The sequence below is a fragment of the Enterococcus hulanensis genome, assembly GCF_005405485.1.
GTDB classification, from domain to species: Bacteria; Bacillota; Bacilli; order Lactobacillales; family Enterococcaceae; genus Enterococcus_A; species Enterococcus_A hulanensis.
On sequence record NZ_BJED01000014.1, the window covers coordinates 26,084 to 43,510 of the forward strand.

20 protein-coding genes are annotated in these 17,427 nt (G+C 42.1%); 9 read left to right on the plus strand and 11 right to left on the minus strand.

Annotated elements, in window-relative coordinates; translation table 11 throughout:
- Window positions 1–17: 17 nt before the first annotated feature.
- From FFR60_RS15100 to FFR60_RS15110, 3 genes are all read right to left on the minus strand, one after another.
- Window positions 18–467, minus strand: coding sequence for a type II toxin-antitoxin system HicB family antitoxin (locus FFR60_RS15100; protein WP_137664801.1), 450 nt, complete (start codon window positions 465–467; stop codon window positions 18–20).
- Between the two features lie 31 nt (window positions 468–498).
- Window positions 499–684 (minus strand): type II toxin-antitoxin system HicA family toxin, encoded by a 186-nt coding sequence (locus tag FFR60_RS15105; protein ID WP_137664802.1) that lies wholly within the window; start codon window positions 682–684, stop codon window positions 499–501.
- Between the two features lie 151 nt (window positions 685–835).
- The gene (locus FFR60_RS15110) at window positions 836–1,378 is read right to left on the minus strand and encodes a TetR/AcrR family transcriptional regulator (protein WP_171004949.1); all 543 of its coding nucleotides are present in this window, start codon (window positions 1,376–1,378) and stop codon (window positions 836–838) included.
- Window positions 1,379–1,496: 118 nt separating this feature from the next.
- Here FFR60_RS15110 and FFR60_RS15115 point away from each other — a divergent pair, with 118 nt between their 5' ends.
- Window positions 1,497–2,441: an amidohydrolase family protein gene (locus FFR60_RS15115; RefSeq protein ID WP_137664804.1), complete on the plus strand. Its 945-nt coding sequence runs from the start codon at window positions 1,497–1,499 to the stop codon at window positions 2,439–2,441.
- A gap of 22 nt (window positions 2,442–2,463) precedes the next feature.
- On the plus strand, window positions 2,464–3,402 hold the full coding sequence (locus tag FFR60_RS15120) for an alpha/beta fold hydrolase (RefSeq protein ID WP_171004950.1): 939 nt from the start codon (window positions 2,464–2,466) through the stop codon (window positions 3,400–3,402).
- Between the two features lie 62 nt (window positions 3,403–3,464).
- On the opposite strand, the gene queA is transcribed toward FFR60_RS15120, so the two are convergent.
- Entirely contained in the window at window positions 3,465–4,496 is a 1,032-nt protein-coding gene (gene queA, locus FFR60_RS15125; protein ID WP_137664806.1) for a tRNA preQ1(34) S-adenosylmethionine ribosyltransferase-isomerase QueA, read from the minus strand.
- 418 nt (window positions 4,497–4,914) lie between these two features.
- On the opposite strand from queA, the gene FFR60_RS15130 reads away from it, so the two are divergent.
- Genes FFR60_RS15130 through FFR60_RS15145 form a run of 4 tightly spaced genes read left to right on the plus strand, consistent with a single transcriptional unit; the run spans window position 4,915 to window position 8,316 of the window.
- Window positions 4,915–6,087 carry a betaine/proline/choline family ABC transporter ATP-binding protein gene (locus tag FFR60_RS15130; RefSeq protein WP_137664807.1) on the plus strand — a complete coding sequence of 391 codons (1,173 nt, stop codon included), beginning with the start codon at window positions 4,915–4,917 and terminating at the stop codon, window positions 6,085–6,087.
- A gap of 2 nt (window positions 6,088–6,089) precedes the next feature.
- Window positions 6,090–6,725, plus strand: a complete 636-nt coding sequence (locus FFR60_RS15135; RefSeq protein WP_088934267.1) for an ABC transporter permease — start codon at window positions 6,090–6,092, stop codon at window positions 6,723–6,725.
- 3 nt (window positions 6,726–6,728) lie between these two features.
- Entirely contained in the window at window positions 6,729–7,646 is a 918-nt protein-coding gene (locus FFR60_RS15140; protein WP_137664808.1) for an osmoprotectant ABC transporter substrate-binding protein, read from the plus strand.
- Between the two features lie 7 nt (window positions 7,647–7,653).
- Window positions 7,654–8,316, plus strand: coding sequence for an ABC transporter permease (locus FFR60_RS15145; protein ID WP_088934265.1), 663 nt, complete (start codon window positions 7,654–7,656; stop codon window positions 8,314–8,316).
- 54 nt (window positions 8,317–8,370) lie between these two features.
- On the opposite strand, the gene FFR60_RS15150 is transcribed toward FFR60_RS15145, so the two are convergent.
- The 6 genes from FFR60_RS15150 to FFR60_RS15175 all read right to left on the minus strand — a co-directional run bounded on the left by FFR60_RS15150 (window position 8,371) and on the right by FFR60_RS15175 (window position 13,511).
- Entirely contained in the window at window positions 8,371–9,306 is a 936-nt protein-coding gene (locus FFR60_RS15150; RefSeq protein WP_088934259.1) for a sugar-binding transcriptional regulator, read from the minus strand.
- A gap of 40 nt (window positions 9,307–9,346) precedes the next feature.
- On the minus strand, window positions 9,347–10,153 hold the full coding sequence (locus FFR60_RS15155) for a Cof-type HAD-IIB family hydrolase (protein ID WP_137664809.1): 807 nt from the start codon (window positions 10,151–10,153) through the stop codon (window positions 9,347–9,349).
- A 54-nt stretch (window positions 10,154–10,207) separates the two neighbouring features.
- Window positions 10,208–10,513 carry a PTS sugar transporter subunit IIB gene (locus FFR60_RS15160; RefSeq protein WP_088934257.1) on the minus strand — a complete coding sequence of 102 codons (306 nt, stop codon included), beginning with the start codon at window positions 10,511–10,513 and terminating at the stop codon, window positions 10,208–10,210.
- Between the two features lie 78 nt (window positions 10,514–10,591).
- Window positions 10,592–11,056, minus strand: a complete 465-nt coding sequence (locus tag FFR60_RS15165; protein WP_137664810.1) for a PTS sugar transporter subunit IIA — start codon at window positions 11,054–11,056, stop codon at window positions 10,592–10,594.
- 14 nt (window positions 11,057–11,070) lie between these two features.
- Window positions 11,071–12,111, minus strand: a complete 1,041-nt coding sequence (locus tag FFR60_RS15170) for a zinc-dependent alcohol dehydrogenase (protein WP_137664811.1) — start codon at window positions 12,109–12,111, stop codon at window positions 11,071–11,073.
- Window positions 12,108–13,511 (minus strand): PTS galactitol transporter subunit IIC, encoded by a 1,404-nt coding sequence (locus tag FFR60_RS15175; protein ID WP_088934254.1) that lies wholly within the window; start codon window positions 13,509–13,511, stop codon window positions 12,108–12,110. Before FFR60_RS15175 ends, FFR60_RS15170 begins: the two co-directional genes overlap by 4 nt.
- A gap of 215 nt (window positions 13,512–13,726) precedes the next feature.
- Between FFR60_RS15175 and FFR60_RS15180 the strand changes: the two genes are divergently transcribed.
- Genes FFR60_RS15180 through FFR60_RS15190 form a run of 3 tightly spaced genes read left to right on the plus strand, consistent with a single transcriptional unit; the run spans window position 13,727 to window position 16,329 of the window.
- Entirely contained in the window at window positions 13,727–14,380 is a 654-nt protein-coding gene (locus FFR60_RS15180) for an L-ribulose-5-phosphate 4-epimerase (RefSeq protein ID WP_137664812.1), read from the plus strand.
- A gap of 29 nt (window positions 14,381–14,409) precedes the next feature.
- Complete coding sequence (locus tag FFR60_RS15185) at window positions 14,410–15,315, plus strand: transketolase (RefSeq protein ID WP_088934252.1); 906 nt, start codon at window positions 14,410–14,412, stop codon at window positions 15,313–15,315.
- A 24-nt stretch (window positions 15,316–15,339) separates the two neighbouring features.
- Entirely contained in the window at window positions 15,340–16,329 is a 990-nt protein-coding gene (locus FFR60_RS15190) for a transketolase family protein (protein WP_137664813.1), read from the plus strand.
- A 41-nt stretch (window positions 16,330–16,370) separates the two neighbouring features.
- Here the strand turns inward: FFR60_RS15190 and FFR60_RS15195 are convergent, their stop codons facing one another.
- A complete protein-coding gene (locus tag FFR60_RS15195; protein WP_137664814.1) occupies window positions 16,371–17,411 on the minus strand; it encodes a 2-hydroxyacid dehydrogenase in 1,041 nt (346 codons plus the stop codon).
- Window positions 17,412–17,427 lie beyond the last annotated feature (16 nt).

Here is a 17,427-nt window from a genome sequence, read left to right on the forward strand (position 1 = left end):
TTTTTACTTTGTTAAATCTATGCACCTATCTTTTTTTCTACAATCGCATCAGTAAGTGTTTTTGAAAAATTCAAGTGTAACTCCTTACCTAACTTGTCAGCCCATTTAGGAATGGTCAAAGTTTTCTTTATAGGCTCATTAGCACTTAAATATTCATCTAATTCAACACTCACCATTGAGATAAATGACTTTGCAGCATTAAAAGTAAATTTAAAATCATCATCATCTTGAAACGGTCTATTTTTTACCAAACTAAGAGAATTTATGTCAGAAGGTTCAGCAATAGAACGCTCATTTTCAATATCATCTGCCAAGCGAATGCCTAATAAATCAGAAGCCATAAAGATAGAATCTGAAATATCACGTCCTTGCGTCATCGCGTCCAAATCAGGAATATAAACTTGATAACTTGCTTCTAAACCGTCACTATCATCAAAAAAGAATAAAGCTGGATAACTAACTAACATTTCAATGCCCCCTTTCAAAATTCGGAGCTAGCTACAGTAAGCCAGCATCCTTTAAAATACTCCGCTCAGTTCCTTTTTTTAATTCACCATGCGGAACAATCAATGGTCTTGTTAATCCCTCTTGTGTCATTTTTATGTGAGAACCTTTCCCACCCTCAGTTTTTTCAAACCCATGACTTTGAAGTAACTTCACCATCTCTCTTTGTGTCATTGGCATTGTGCATCATACCTCCTGACAACAAAAAGTATAACACGTGTTACACGTATAGTCGATAGTTTCATACGTGTAATACGTGCTAAATTTAAGAATTACTCAAAACCCTATCACTTCCTCCTAGACTAATAGATAAAATTCCCACGTAATCATTTCAGCTTTGTTTATAAGGAAAGACGTCTTCTAAGGAGAGCTGCTGACTAGCAAACACGCTAGTCGTCATCGCTGTGACTAACTCAGCTAATTTATCGGGCGGCTGCAGCGGTTTTTCATTCAGCCAAGCCATCACCACTCCGATATGGGCATTCACAACATAATTACTCAATACCTGACTCAGCGTTTGATCGCTTGTTTTACTATAAATAAAATTGCGATAGACATCGATCCCGATTTGGTTCATTTTATAATGAAATTGCGGCCACATTGAGCTATTGTTAAAGGTTTTAAAGTAAATAGCATGATCATAAATATAGGTGAAATAATGGTGATAAAACTCTAGCGGACTGTTGGCGGTATATTTTGCGACCCCGGACAATCCTTTCATGTGATAATCCAAGACCCATTGGAAAAACTCTTCTTTTGTCTCAAACAAACGATAAAACGTCGAACGACTCACTTCTGCCTTGCGAATCAATTCAGAAACTTTGATTTCTTCTACGGATTTAAACGTTAAAAAATAGGCAAATGCTTCCAGCAAGCTTTGTTTACTCCCAGATAATTTTTCCATAAATGAAACAGAATTAGAAATTCTGTACCTCCTTTTTTCCTCTGACCTCTCTTAAAATAAAGGTACATTAATGAAAGAGGGAATACAAATGTTTAACAAAATCGATTTTCATACCCACTTCATTCCTAGAGCTTATGAAGCTTACTTGGAAAAATACTATGCTGGCAAAGCAGACGGCGTAGCTACTCCCCATTGGTCAGTAGAAGATCATTTGCAATTAATGAAGGATAATCAGACCACTCATTCAGTTCTTTCCTTATCCAGTCCACATCCGAGTCTCGGAACAGCGGAAGAAACAAAAGAATTGATCCAGAATATAAATCAAGAGGCGGAAAAAATCTGCCAAGCTTATCCAGAAAAATTTTCTTTTTGTGCCAGCCTTCCTTTACCTTCAATTGAAGACTGCCTAGAAAGCATCGATCGTTTCGCTGATACTGCATTTGGTTTTTCATTTCCGACGAATTGCCAGGGGCTTTATCTTGGCGATGAAAAACTAGAGCCCTTGATGTCCGAATTAAACAAGCGGCAAGCAAAAATTATGATCCACCCAACTGAGCCTCATAAACAGACGATTCATGCTGGTGAGCTGGTGAAGACACCTTTAATGGAATTCTTCTTTGATACAACTCGGGCAATCGTAAATTTGGCGCAAAACCAAGTCTTTTCTCGTTATCCAAAAATCACTTGGATTCTTCCCCACGCAGGCGCCCTGCTGCCGATCATCGCCCAACGAATCAGCGAAGGAAATAAATTCTTAGCCGATCCTGATACACCCAAACCTGATGATCTGTTAGCTGTCTTAGCGCAAAAAAATCTTTATTTTGATTTAGCGGGAATGGTCTTGCCTTATCAATTGCCGACCTTATTACAAATCATTGACACCGAACAATTACTATATGGTGGTGATTTCCCTTATACACCCGCCAAAGCTGTGCAAAATTATGCTAGAAAAATCGAAGAAACCGATTTGTTTTCTCAACTAGAAAAGCAAAAGCTTTTTTATGACAACGGTCAAAAACTTTTACAAAAATAATTTCTTTAAGGAGCGAATACAAATGACCTATCAACAACCGCGTTTAGATCATGAAAGTGAATCTTATAAAACCGCAGCACAAGCAGAAAAAGAACTATTAGCCGTTTACGGCTTAACGGAAAAGGAGCATTGGTTTACTGAGCAAAAGGAAAACCTGCGTATTCGCGTATCTGAAATTGGCGAAGGCACTCCAGTCCTAGTGGTACCGGGAAATACTGGCGATATGTTTCCCTTCACGCCCTTACTGGCACAAATGAAGGACAATAAATTCTTCCTATTTAATCGTCCCGGCGGCGGGCTCAGTGATGGAATGAATCATGAAAAAGTCGCGATTCGACCATTTATCATCGATTTGTTTGATCAGCTGCTGGCGGAGCTGCGCTTGGAAAAAGTGACCATTATGGCTCATTCAATGGGCTGTCATTGGTCATTATGGTATGCTATGGCTCGACCTGAACGGGTGGAAAAGCTGGTGCTGATCGGAAATCCGGGCCGCGTAATGCTGGGCAAAACACCTCTTCCGCTTAAAATGATGGTAAAACCAGTCATTGGTGAACACGCAGTGAAAAAGATGGTGCCAAAGGATTATGACCATGCCTTAAATGGCTTAAAGATGATGGGGACCAATGAAGACGTTTTGGCTAACATGCCAAATGAGTTTCGCGAATGCTACTATCGTTTCCAAAATCTGCCAAACTATCAAGAATCGACCCTTTCTTTACTCCGGGCCTTTAACGCCAATGACCAAAATGAAATCAAAGCGGCTGAACTTTCTGCGTTAAACTTCCCAGTGGAAATGATCTGGGGCGCAAAGGATACGTTCGCCTCTGTTGAGAAAGGACAAGAAATCGCTGCGGCTTTTCCAAATTGTCAGTTTAAATTGATCGAAGACGCTGGACATATGCCGTGGATCGATCAGCCTGTGATTTGCGCTAGATTAATTTCACAGTTCATTAATTAGCAGCTTTTTCAATACAAAAAAGTCAGCGAGTTATTTTCGCTGACTTTTCTTCTATTACTATATTATTTTACAAACATCGCATCACCGAAGCTAAAGAAGCGATAACGTTCTTCAATCGCATGGTGATATGCCGCTAATGTTTTTTCACGGCCGGCAAATGCACTCACTAACATCACTAAAGTGGATTTTGGCAAATGGAAGTTCGTCGAAAATGCTTGAACGATCTTAAACTCATAGCCCGGTGTGATGAAGATATCCGTCCAGCCGCTATCCGCTTTGATCTTCCCATTGAATTTCGTACCGATGGTTTCCAGTGTGCGGATCGACGTTGTTCCAACGGCGATAATCTTTCCGCCATTGTCACGAACCTCATTCAGCTCAGCAGCCGCTTCTTCTGTTAAACGATAAAATTCACTGTGCATTTGATGCTCCGCGATATTATCCACACTCACGGGACGGAAAGTTCCCAGTCCAACATGCAAGGTTAAGTAGACTAGTCTTACGCCCTTTGCGGCGATTTTTTCTAATAGTTCTGGTGTGAAGTGCAACCCAGCAGTCGGTGCTGCGGCCGAACCGTTTTCCTTGGCATAAACGGTTTGATAACGTTCTGGGTCTTCCAGACGTTCTTTGATGTATGGCGGCAGCGGCATTTCGCCTAATGATTCTAGATTTTCTAAAAATATTCCTTCATATGAAAATTCTACGATTCGCCCACCGTGTTCCAGCTCTTTTTTCACTTCTGCTCGTAAACGACCGTCGCCAAAAACGATTTGAGTCCCGACTTTTGCGCGGCGTGCGGGTTTAATCAAGGTTTCCCATTCGTCTTTCTGCGTATTGTTTAGCAATAATACTTCTAAATGCCCCCCGGTTTCTGGCTTCTCACCATATAAACGAGCCGGCAACACCCGAGTATCATTCATCACCAAGGCGTCTCCTGAGTTTAATTCATCAATAATCTCATCAAAATGTTTATCCGCGATCTGACCAGTTTCCCGATCTAAAACTAATAAGCGCGAACTATCACGTTTTTCTAGAGGGGTTTGGGCAATTAATTCTTCAGGTAAATCAAAATCAAAATCTTCTGTGGTTAACATAGCTTCTCCTCTTTTCCTCGGCTATTTTATCATGGGTAACATACAAAGAAAAGTCTCTTGCAGTTTGGTTCGGCTCGCCGTTAAATTAGAAAAGCTCTCATTTTCAGGAAAATTTTCCTTTAAATTTAATATTTCGTTTTTTTTAAATCCTCTTTAACTATGCTTATGATAAAAAATGATTGTCTTCCAAAAATCATAAAGGTTATTTTATAATCTCCAAAAAAGGATGTTATCACCTTGAAAACAGTCCCAAATGAGCCGGTCATTTGCTTTTTTATCCGCTTTTGTAGCATACTGAAATTATAAGTCTGTTAAATTTTTTATATTTAAGATACTAAATTCTCTTTGATTAATTACTTCAACGGGAAATTTCTTGTTTAAAAATTTGAACAGACAAAACAGGAATAGGAGTGTAAAAATGATTGAGTTTGACCACGTTTCTAAGATATACAATGGAAACAAAGTAGCAGTTGAAGACATCAACCTCTCTTTTGATAAAGGAGAATTCATTTGTTTGATTGGTACCAGCGGCAGCGGAAAAACCACGACGATGCGCATGATCAATCGGATGATCGATCCGACAAAAGGAACGATCAAAATCAATGGTGAAGATATCCAAAAGAAAAATCCGGTTGAGTTACGCCGTCAGATCGGTTACGTGATTCAAAATATCGGCCTAATGCCCCATATGACAATCCGCGACAATATTACTCTTGTCCAACGATTATTAAAGGTAGACAAGGCAGAGCAAAACAAGACAGCAGAAAAAATGATTGATTTAGTCGAGTTGCCTCGCGATATGCTAGATCGCTATCCCCATGAATTATCTGGTGGACAGCAGCAGCGGATCGGGGTTGTTCGTGCGCTTGCAGCCGACCAAGATGTCATTTTGATGGATGAACCCTTTGGCGCTCTTGACCCGATCACCCGTGATTCTTTACAGGACCTTGTGAAAGACCTGCAAGAACGTTTAGGTAAAACCATCGTTTTCGTTACTCACGATATGGATGAAGCCTTGAAGTTAGCTAGCCGGATCGCCATCATGGATAACGGAAAAGTGATCCAATTTGATACACCGGAAAACATTTTACAAAAACCAGCAAACGAATTCGTCGAAGAGCTTTTAGGCGAGGACCGTCTATTACAGGCAAAACCTGATACGACAACCGTTGGCGAAATCATGATGCATACTGCCGTTTCCATTACACCAGAAAAGAGTCTGCAAAACGCGATTCGTCTGATGCGTGAAAAACGGGTGGATACATTATTGGTCGTAGATGAAGAAAAAATCCTAAAAGGATTTGTGGATGTGGAAACAATTGACCGGGAACGTCGTCATGGCAAAGCTACTAGTATCGGCGATATCATCAATCCGAACGTTTTCTACGTGAAAGAAGCTGCGTTAGTGCGCGATAGTTTGCAGCGCATTCTAAAACGCGGCGTAAAATATGTTCCCGTAGTGGACGACAGCAAGCATCTGGTCGGCATCTTAACCAGAGTGTCCTTAGTAGATATCATCTATGATGTCCTTTGGGGCGAAGAAGATACTTTTGGCGATGCGGCTGAAAGCATCACCAGCGAGGAGGCGTAATCATGCAAGCATTCATCAATGAATATGGTGGGCAAATGCTGACAAAGAGCGCTGAACATTTGTATATCTCCGCCATCGCTCTAGGCCTTGGTATCTTAGTCGCTGTCCCTTTAGGAATCTTATTGACTCGGCTGCCAAAAATCGCGAACTTTGTGATCGGGATCGCTAGCGTTTTACAAACTGTCCCTTCGCTTGCTTTATTGGCCTTAATGATTCCCTTTTTTGGCGTCGGAAAATTACCGGCAGTCGTTGCCCTTTTTATCTATTCGCTCTTACCGATTTTACGAAACACCTTTATCGGAATGAAGAATGTCGATCGCAATTATCGTGATGTGGCTAAGGGGATGGGGATGACGAACTTACAGTCGATTTTCTCCGTTGAACTACCAATCGCAATCCCGACTATTATGGCTGGGATTCGTCTAGCTGCCGTTTATGTTATCGCTTGGGCTACACTAGCTGCCTACATCGGTGCAGGCGGTTTAGGAGATTTGATTTTCAGCGGTTTGAACAACTTCCAACCGCCTTTGATTATCGCTGGGACCGTACCAGTCATTTTGATGGCACTGATCGTGGACCTATTATTAGGTTTCTTAGAAGATCGCATGACTCCAGCAGCATTAAAGGAGGAGAAGTAAAGAATGAAAAAACTAAAAATAGTTGCTTTACTCGGACTTTCCCTGCTTCTGCTTAGCAGCTGCTCATTTCCTGGTTTAGCCTCTAACGATAGCGAAGATACGATCGGGATCACTGGCGGAATTACTTCTGAAGCGCAGATTTTGGCTAGTTTAGCCTCTGGCATGATCAAGCATTATACCGATCTGGACACGACGATCATTAATAACTTAGCGACAACAACGATCAATCATCAGGCGATGATGAACAATGATGCCTCCATCTCGGCTGCACGTTATACCGGAACTGATTTGACGACTACTTTAGGTTTGCCGGCGGAAAAAGATCCGAAAAAAGCCTTCAATACGGTGCAAACTGAATTTGAGAAACGCTATCACCAAACTTGGTTCACTTCTTACGGTTTTGACAATACGTATGTGTTTCTTGTTCGTAAAGACACCGCAGAAAAATATAATCTGAAAAAAGTCAGCGATTTGAAAAAACATGCTGGTGAATTAAAAGCTGGAGTCGATACCGCTTGGATCACTCGTGAAGGCGACGGGTATGACGGCTTCAAAAATGCTTACGGCTTTGAATTTTCTTCAATCTTACCCATGCAGATCGGGCTCGTTTACGATGCCGTCGATGCGGGTAAGATGGATATCGTTTTAGGCTATTCAACAGATGGTCGGATCGCCAGCTATGATCTTGTGATGCTGGAGGATGATTTGCACTTCTTCCCGCCTTACGATGCTGCTGCAGTTGCCACTGATGAGGTCTTGAAGAAAAATCCGAAGATCCGCACCGCTTTAAAACGTTTAGAAGGAACCATCACGACCAAAGAAATGCAAAAATTGAACTATCGTGCCGATAACGATTTAGTAGAGCCTTCTGTGGTCGCAGAAGATTTCTTGAAGCAGCACAATTATTTCGAAAAGGAGTGAGGCAAAAATGGAAAACATGAATACCCTTCAACAATTCATCACCTATTTCCAAACCAACGGTGCCTACGTTTTCAGTCAGTTTGTGCGTCACTTCCTGATTTCGATTTATGGGGTGCTGTTTGCATCAATCGTGGGGATTCCAATCGGGATCTTCATTTCAAAGCATTATAAATTAGCTAACTGGGTGATCCGAATCGCCAATGTCATTCAGACGATTCCTTCACTAGCCATGATCTCGATTTTAATGATCGGTTTAGGCTTAGGGGTCAACGTCGTCATTTTGACCGTCTTCCTATATTCATTACTGCCGATCATCAAAAATACTTACACCGGCATGCGTCAAGTCGATAAAAATGCGCTGGATGTCGGAACTGGAATGGGGATGACATCGTGGCAGCGGCTTTATATGATTGAACTGCCGCTTTCGGTCTCTGTTATTATGGCGGGGATTCGTAATGCGCTAGTTGTCGCAATTGGGATAACTGCCATCGGTGCTTTCGTCGGAGCCGGCGGTCTGGGGGATATCATTATCCGCGGAACCAATGCCACAGACGGGACTTCCTTGATTTTAGCCGGTGCATTGCCAACAGCTTTAATGGCGATCATGACCGACTGGATTCTAGGAATCGTAGAACGGAAATTAGACCCCGCGACAAAGACAAGTAAATAGAAAAAAGCAATGCTGTTAGAAGTTTTCCCTTCAAACAGCATTGCTTTTTTTCATTTAACTATTCAACAATTCATACCCAACTTCTTCATCGCAAATCAGGACGTTGATCAATTTCCCATTGATTGCTCCCAAGGTTGCCGTCGCTCGCTTCTTCGAGCAGACCGCCCCAATACTGATGGGCGCTAATCGTAGAGAATCCAGCCCGCTGGAAATCGGAAATTGATTGCGGTATTGAATTTCTTTTCCGTTGATATCAAAAGCACGTCCGATCATCGTTCCCACCGCACCTTCAGCGACTAGATCATTCAGATCGCGATTGTCTAAGATACCTGAGGAGACCAACGTGTTGCGGGTCGTCTCAATATTTCCGATCCCGCTAAAGGCCACATCGATTTTCCGGCCGAGGGAAATATTCAAATCAATTTGCGGCTGCGCCAATAATTCTTCCTGTAATTTCCGCGAATTAACAAAGGCCGGAGCGTTGAAAAATTCGTGGCGGCCATCTAATTTCTGCGCCAAGCGGAAAACCAGCTCGTTGCCATCCATGACAGTCCGATTGGGACCTAAACTACCGGTTAATTGGACCACATGAACATTCTTCAAATCATGAGCCGGGAAGTTTTTCACCATTTTTTCGACGGTCACTCCCCATGAGATCCCCAGCAGCCGATCATTCGCCAATACACCGCTGATATAATCTGCCGAAGCCTTCCCCACGTTGTTTAAATCATAGTCATATTCGCCTAAGCCCTTGACCACAATGACTTCTAATAAATCAAACTTTTCCTTTAACTGCATCATCAGGGTGTTGTTCCGTTCGAAAGGCGCTTCGATCGAGATTTTAACAATTTGTTTTTCCCGTGCTTCTTCCAGCATTCTGGAAATGGATGGACGTGATACCCCAATTATTTTCGCAATATCATTTTGGTTCATCCTATCTAAATAATACAGTTCTGCTACTTTTAATAATGTAGAAATATCATTCGCCATTTTTTCCTCCTAGTTCAAATACCGGTCGAGCATCCTCTAATCATGTAATAAAATCGTCGATCATTTCCAACGCTTTTACTACGCCGTCTTCATCATTTGTTGGACAATGCCATTTAGCTGCCTGCTTTAATTCAGGTGTAGCATTTCCCATCGCGATCGATTGCGAAAATCTTTCGAACATCGAGAGATCATTTCCATTATCACCAACCACAAACACCTGATCATCAGAAATACCGTAATAATTCGCCAGCTCAGCTAAAGCATTTCCTTTACTAACATTTTTCTTGGCAAATTCGATCATGGTGGGATAGCCCTGAACACATGAATAGTCCTGTGAAAAACGTTGTTCTACCATACTTTTATTCTGTTTAATTATATCGGGGTTATCACAAATAAGCAATTTGGAATATTTATCATTTGAATCAAGTTCGTTCATTGCACAAACCTTTAAATGATTATTCGTCAAAAAGCAAAATTCCAATGTTCCAACATTGATCATTGGGAAGGTAGTGGTCGCCCCCTGATCATTCACCGCAATACAGGATAAGCCATTCTCACGACAAAAAATAGTCAGCTCTCGATAATCTGCAAAATCAAGCAGCTCTTCAGCTAGTTTCTGTCCATGGCCGTTTTGCACCACCGCACCATTGGCGATGACATGATAATCATCGGCAATCCCAGCCGTTTTCGCATGAGGCAAGACGCCTGACATTGGGCGTCCCGAACAAAAGGCAAATCGATATGTATCGCAAGCGGCTCTTCGTTGAATCGCCTCAGCTACTTTTTCAGTTAATTTTCCGGTAGAATCTAGTGCCGTGCCATCAAGATCTAAAGCAATTAAATTCATCAGGATTTCCTTTCAAAAAAAAGACTGGACATTCTTATCCAGCCTTTCAAAATATTATTTTCCCATCTCTTTTAAGGCTTTCAACGCTGCATCTAAAAATGTTTCTTCATCTAATCCAGTCAGCAGCCCAACAGAATTTATTTGCGGAATTCCTTCTGCGTCTGCTGGATCAATCGGACTAGTGAAAGCGACTAAATCAATATCGCCATTTGCGACTGCCCCTTTGACCATTCCAGGATTGACCTCTTGGATCTCTACTTCATACCCGTGTTCTTCTAACAATTCTATGATCCGTTCGCCAACCATAGCCGAACTAACTGTACCTGAGCCGCATACAGATAAAACTTTTATTTCTGTCATCGCTATCCCTCCTATTTTAAATAATCTACTGTGTGCTTTTTTTCATTATAGTATAACGCTTACAGCAAATGTTGCTTTTTAGAATTTAATTTTGCTGGTCACCGCTAAAACTTCCTCTGGTGTCTTAGCTGAGCCGATCGCATCCAAGTCTTCTCTGTTTTTAAAAACACTCATTAATTGCCGCAGCAAAGCCAGCTGCTTCTTCGGATGTTCCATCGCCAGCGGGAAAAAGATATTGCTTTGCAGCTTGATATCGGGACTTCCCATCATAGAAACCTCGATTGGCTCCTTTGTAACAACGACACCCATCCCTGGTCGCAAAACATGTTCAGGATCAGTATGAGGAATCGCGATATTATGACCATCCGCCGCTAAGCCAGTCGGAAATACTTTTTCTCTGGCAATCACTGCATCTACATAGGATGGTTTGACGATCTGCGCCTTTTCAAACTCAGCACCGATCAACTGAATAACTTCTTCAAAGGAATGAATATCCTGATCGAGTAAAATACAATTTCTTTCAACGAGATTTTTTTCTTCCATCGCTGCACCTCACCTTATTCTTTGTTCGGCTGTAAAACAACTTTGATTTCATCGCCAGCCATCACTTGTTCAATCGCTTCTTCCCATTTATCTAATGGATAGATTTTGGTAATCAAACGCTCCGCGTCGATCTTGCCTTGCCTCATCAACTCTAAAGTCAAATGCCAAGTAGAAGGTTTTTGCGACCGTGAGCCAATGACATTCATTTCTCTTTGAACGATCGAATTCATGTCTAGTTCGTTTAAACTTTTGGCAAAGACACCCATTTGTACCAGCGTTCCTTTTTGTTTTAAATAATCAAAGATTTTTTTGATCGCCGGCGCCGCACCTGAGCATTCAAAGCAATAATCTGCGCCTTTTCCGTTGGTAAATTCTTTGATGAGCGCTGTTGCATCTTCTTTCAGCGAATCAATTACCATATCTGCACCTAACTCTTTAGCCGTTTTCAGACGCTCCGCATCTTGAGTGATCCCTACGACGATTACTTTGGCCTCGACACTTTTTAATACCTGGCTTAAGCATAACCCAATCGGACCAGGCCCGACAATCACTGCCACATCATTTTTTTCGACTTGCGCTTTTTCCAGACTGGCATGAACACCGCAGGCAATCGGTTCCGTGATTGACGCAGCTAACAGACTGATCTTATCATCTAAAATATGAACACTTTCTTCGCGAGTTAGTACATACTCCGCAAAACTGCCATTTACTTGGCTGCCTAAGCCTTTGCGATTCAAGCAAAGGTTGTACTCTTTGTTATGGCAAGATTCGCACTCGCCGCAAGTAGCAAAGGTCGTTTCGCTGGTGACTAATTGACCTTCTTGTACTTCTGTTACCTTTTCTCCCACCGCTTCCACAATTCCGGAAAATTCGTGACCCAATACTAACGGAGTCTTCAAGCGGTCATATTCTCCTTTGAAGCCATGAATATCTGTTCCGCAGATGCCGGTATAGATAACTTTGATCAAAACTTCTTTGTCTTTTGGAACAGGTTTTTCAATCTCCAGCAACTTCATTTTGTTGTAGCCAGGTTCTGTTTTGACTAGCGCCTTCATGCAACCACCTTTTCTTTGGGACCATCATTTTTTTCACCTTCCAAGAAACTCCAAACAGCTTGTTTGTTTTTCTTGAATAAGACATACATCGCTAAGTAAAGCACGACCACGATACCCATCCATAAGAAGTTCCCCGACAAGAATGCTAAGAAAATCAATGCCATTACCGGATTGTATAAAATCCCGAAACTAGTAATCATCATGGCACCCTCAGGAATATTCACACCAACCTGAGCGGCAACTTCTGTAAAGTAAGGAGCAGTTAAAGTACAAACATATAATCCGATCGTAAACCAGATAATACCTGAGATCACGCCTTTGAAGATGTTCCCTTTTGAAATACAAATAATCATTTCTACCATATATGGCAAGGCGATCAAGTCAACCAGCGGCAAGGTTTCGTTGCCTGGCAAGATCATCGCCAACAATACCATGATCGGAATCAAAATCAGACCTGTCATCAACGTTGCCGGTTCGCCATAGCCAACCGCATCATTCACTGAAAGCATCCATTCACGATTCTTTCCGCTGCCTTTTGCCGTTTTCTTACTAGCGTTCGTCAAGCTGGTAAATGCTGAAGCAAAGATACTCGCAACCCGCGGGAAAATCGCCATAACTGCTGATACGGCAAGTCCCATTGTCAGAACACTGCCCCAGCCGTCTAATGTAGTTAACGTATTCAAATTCCCCATGATCCCAATCAGCAAACCAAGAAACAGTCCTAAAGTGACCGGCTCTCCTAAGAAGCCTAATTTCTTCTTCAAGGTTGCCGGGTCCCAATTGATCTTGCCTGCACCTAATTTGTCTAAAATCCAATTCATTATGATCGCATAAGGTACCGAGGTGACGTGGTGGGGTGCCGTCAAGGTCGTTCCTGGTAGATTGTAGTAATTCGCCCAGCGTTTGGCGATCACTTCTCCCAGCAGCATCACGTATAAGTTCTGAACGATCATACAAGCCATCGCTAATGCCATGTTGTCTGTGATCAGATAAATCATTGACCCCCAGACCATGAAGGAATAGTTATTCCACATGTCACTCGGCATAAATACATCGGTCCATTTAATTAAGAATAATGCCACTTGCAGGACCAATCCTACTACTAAGAAAACCACACCTACTTGAGTAGAGTAAGCAATAACGGAAGTCGCCTGCCAACCTGTATCAAATACTGGCAATTTGACACCTGTTTGCTCAACCATATTATTGATAACTGGTGTAACGATTGGAACAAATGAATTAACGATCAAATTGAATCCCGTTAATCCGATCCCAGCATTCAAAGCAGACTGGAAGGCCTTTTTAGGTTTGACCTTTAAAAATAAGGCCACGATGAACAACATCACTGGTACGACGACGGCAGCACCAAATGAACTTAAGATATTTTGTAACAACTCCACAATAATTCCTCCTTTTATTGAACTTTTTTTCACTTGTTAGAACTTATGAAAAGTATCGCATGGGTTTTTCGTTCTGTCAACACTTTTATTGAAAACGATTGCACTGGACTTATATCTATCGTTATTACTATTAAAGGATGAAAAACGACAAAAGATATATTGACATTTGTTCTTTATGATGAAATAATGTAAAAAACAACATTGGAGGTATCGTTATGCTTGAACAATTGAAAGAGACCGTCTGCAAAGACAATAAAGCGCTTCCTAAAAATGGATTGGTTTTATGGACGAGCGGAAATGTCAGTGCAAAAGATCCAGAAACAGAATATGTGGTCATCAAACCCAGCGGAATTCATTTTGATGATTTGACTCCGGACAACATGATCGTTGTAGATTTGGCAGGTAACGTAATCGAAGGAGAACTGACTCCATCTGTCGATACGGAATCGCATCTATATGTATACAATCACTGTCCAGACGTTTTAGGGATTACTCACACACACTCTCCATACGCTACTGCCTTTTCAATCGCCGGAGAATCATTACCTATTTATACAACAACTTCTGCTGCTGTTTTCGGCAGAGAGATTCCTTTATCTGAAGTTGCGGCAGTTGGCGAAAAAGCGATTGGTGCTGAAATCGTACGCTGTTACCAAGAAACGAACTGTCCGGCAATTTTGTTAAAAAATCACGGCGTCTTTACAGTAGGAAAATCCGCTACAAACTCTCTGAAAAACGCGGTCATTCTTGAAGAAACCGCTCAAAGTGTCTATTATGCCAGAACATTGAATGCGAAGCTTGAACCGTTGGAATCCTCATATACTTCTGAGGTATATGATTTTTATCAAAATAATTATGGTCAAAAATAAAGACAATAAATCGAAAAAGGAGTTTTATCATGGCAAATAATTATACAATCGCTGATGTAGAAAAAGCTGCAACGAACATTCGCAAACACGTACTAAAACTAACGATCGAAAGAAACGGCTGCTACCTGTCACAGGCTTGTTCTTCCGCAGAGCTTTTCGCGACCCTCTACTTGCGGGTACTAAATTTAAGCGAAAGCAAAGCACCTCGGTTACCGGAAAAATTCCCAGGAACCCCTTCAAAAGACAATATGGATTATATTCAAGGAGCAGCATACCACGGATCATTAAAGGCACCCTATGATCGCTTCTTCGTCTCCCCGGCACACTATGCGGCACCTGTTTATGCGGCATTGATCGAAGCGAACCGCTTAGATGAAAAAGCCTTAGAAATGTTCAATCGCGACGGCTACTCAATGGAAATGATCGGAGCAAATCATACACCCGGATTTGAAAACGCTGCCGGCACATTGGACCAAGCGATCAGCGTCGCTGGCGGAACAGCCCATGCAAGAAAACTGCGTGGCGAAGAAGGTCGCGTGTTTGTCATGATGTCCGACGGCGAGATGCAAGAAGGACAATTATGGGAAGCGCTCCAAGCCGCCGTTTTTTACGAACTAGATAATCTGGTGCTGCTAGTCGATGTCAATGGACAGCAGGTCGAAGGTGAAACGAAAAAAGTTATGAACGTCGAACCATTAGAAAGTCGCTTCACCGCATTCGGTGCAAAAGCCGTTTCAGTAGACGGACACGACATTCAAGCCATCGAAGAAGCTGCTAAACAGGGAGAAAAAAATAAACCATTAGTCATTCTTTGCTACACCGATCCAACTCAAGGAATCCCCTACTTAAACGAAAGAAGACCGATTCTGCATTTTGTTCGTTTAAAACAAGGGGAAGAAATCGAAAAATATACTAAATTCTACAATGAAATGTAATCGAGACTAGGAAGGAGTTTTATTATGAAAATTGAATCGGATGTTCATTCAAAAAATATGATTAAATTTGCTCAGGAAAATGAGGATGTTTTAGTTTTATCTGCCGATCTCGGCACTTCTTGCGAGGTAAAGGAATTTCCAAAAGTCTTCCCTGAAAAATACTTATCCATGGGAATAGCGGAACAAAATATGCTAAGCTGGGCAGCCGGTTTAGCACGGGAAGGCTTCCGACCATTTTTGCACACTTTCGCTGTTTTTCTATATCGCAGACCGTTAGACCAATTAGAAATGTCGATCGCCTACCCTAATCTGCCGGTTTCACTTTTAGGTTTCGTCCCTGGGATCACTACTCCTGGCGGGGTTACCCATCAATCGATTGAAGATGTAGGTATTTTGCGAACGATTCCCAACATGACGATTTTCGATTGCGGGGATGCGACAGATGTGGAATCAGCATTGGAGATCTGCAAGGAAGTAAATGGACCGATCTATGTCCGGATGCTTCGTGGACAAATGCCGCGGCTCTTTTCTCCTGACAAACCAACCGAGTTTAACAAAGGCCGAGTAATTTCTGAAGGCGATGATGTCGCACTATTTTCCAGCAGCATCTGTACCGAAGAAGCGATGCGGGCAACTCAATGGTTAGAAAAACAAGGCGTTTCTGTCCAACACGTTCATATCACGACCCTCAAGCCATTTACTGATCCATTAGTAGTGGAATCTATTCAAAAAGTAAAACACGGAGTAGTGACAATGGAAAACCACGTAACGATCGGCGGCCTAGGCACCGCTGTCGGAGAAGTGATGTTAGAGAATCAGCTCCATAAGCAATTGATTAAAGTCGGAATCAACGACGAATGGACCCATGGTGCTTCAAAACCTTATTTACTGAAAAAATACGGGTTAGATGCTGCTTCGTTAATCAAAGCTGTTGAAAAAATCTTAGACAAAGACCTCGGCTTCAAAGAAGAGGAATTAGAAGATATCCGTTTAGAAGATTACGATCGCGTATAAAACAAAAAGTGATCCTGAGAAAAAATCTCAGGATCATTTTTTTAAATGATAAATTCACTCTCGCCAGTCTTTACATACTCTCTCACCTTTCGCGCTAACAAGAAAGGCGAATTTGGGATCGCATCTACAGTATCTCCCGCAATATGCGAAGTAATAACTAAATTGTCTAAATCCAGCAACGGATCATCCGAATGCATCGGCTCCTGCCACACCACATCGATTGCTGCTCCAGCGATTTTCCGTTTCTTCAACACATCAATAAAAGCCTCTTTATCAAGAATTCCTGGTCGAGCAGTATTAATCAAATAGGCGTTAGGTTTCATCAACTCCAATAATTTCTCATCCACCAGCTTTTCTGTTTCTGGTGTCACCCGCATGTGAAGAGAAACTATATCAGCCTCGGTAAATAATTCCTCCAAAGAAACAAAACGCAGCTCAAGTCCTGAAGCCAGCACCTTCTTTTGATCAATAAACGGATCATAAGCGATGACGTTTACCCCCAGACTGATTAGACGTTGGGCTACCATTTTCCCAATATGACCTAAACCTACCAGTCCAACCGTTTGTTCAGAAAGCGTCGTCCGATATGCGTCATTCGGAAATTTTTTAGGCCACTTGCCCTGCATCACCGCCGCATGGGATAAGGCAATATTTCTAGTCACCGTGTAGATCAAACCTATCGTGTAGTCTGCAACCGGCTCGGCATTTCGAATGATATGAATGACTGGTATATCTTTTTCCCGCGCAGAATCAACAGCGATATGCTCCACCCCGCCGCGACACGTACCGATCAGTTTTAATTTCTCTGCCCTTTCCAGCATTTGTCGTGTTACTGGTGCAAGATGAACGAACAAATACTCTACATCTGCGATTTCTTTCATGATCCCCTCAGGAAGATCTACTGACTCCGGACCATGCTCTTCGATCAATTTCAAGTTTCGTTGAAATTCTTCTGGCGAATCTTCTCCGTGCCATTCTAGCATGACGATCTCTAATGGTTCAGGAAGCCCCATTGACTCAGTCGCTCTTTTCAAAGTATCTACCGCGACAAATGCATCTCCGACGACAACTACTTTACTCATTTCCCCACCTCTTCAC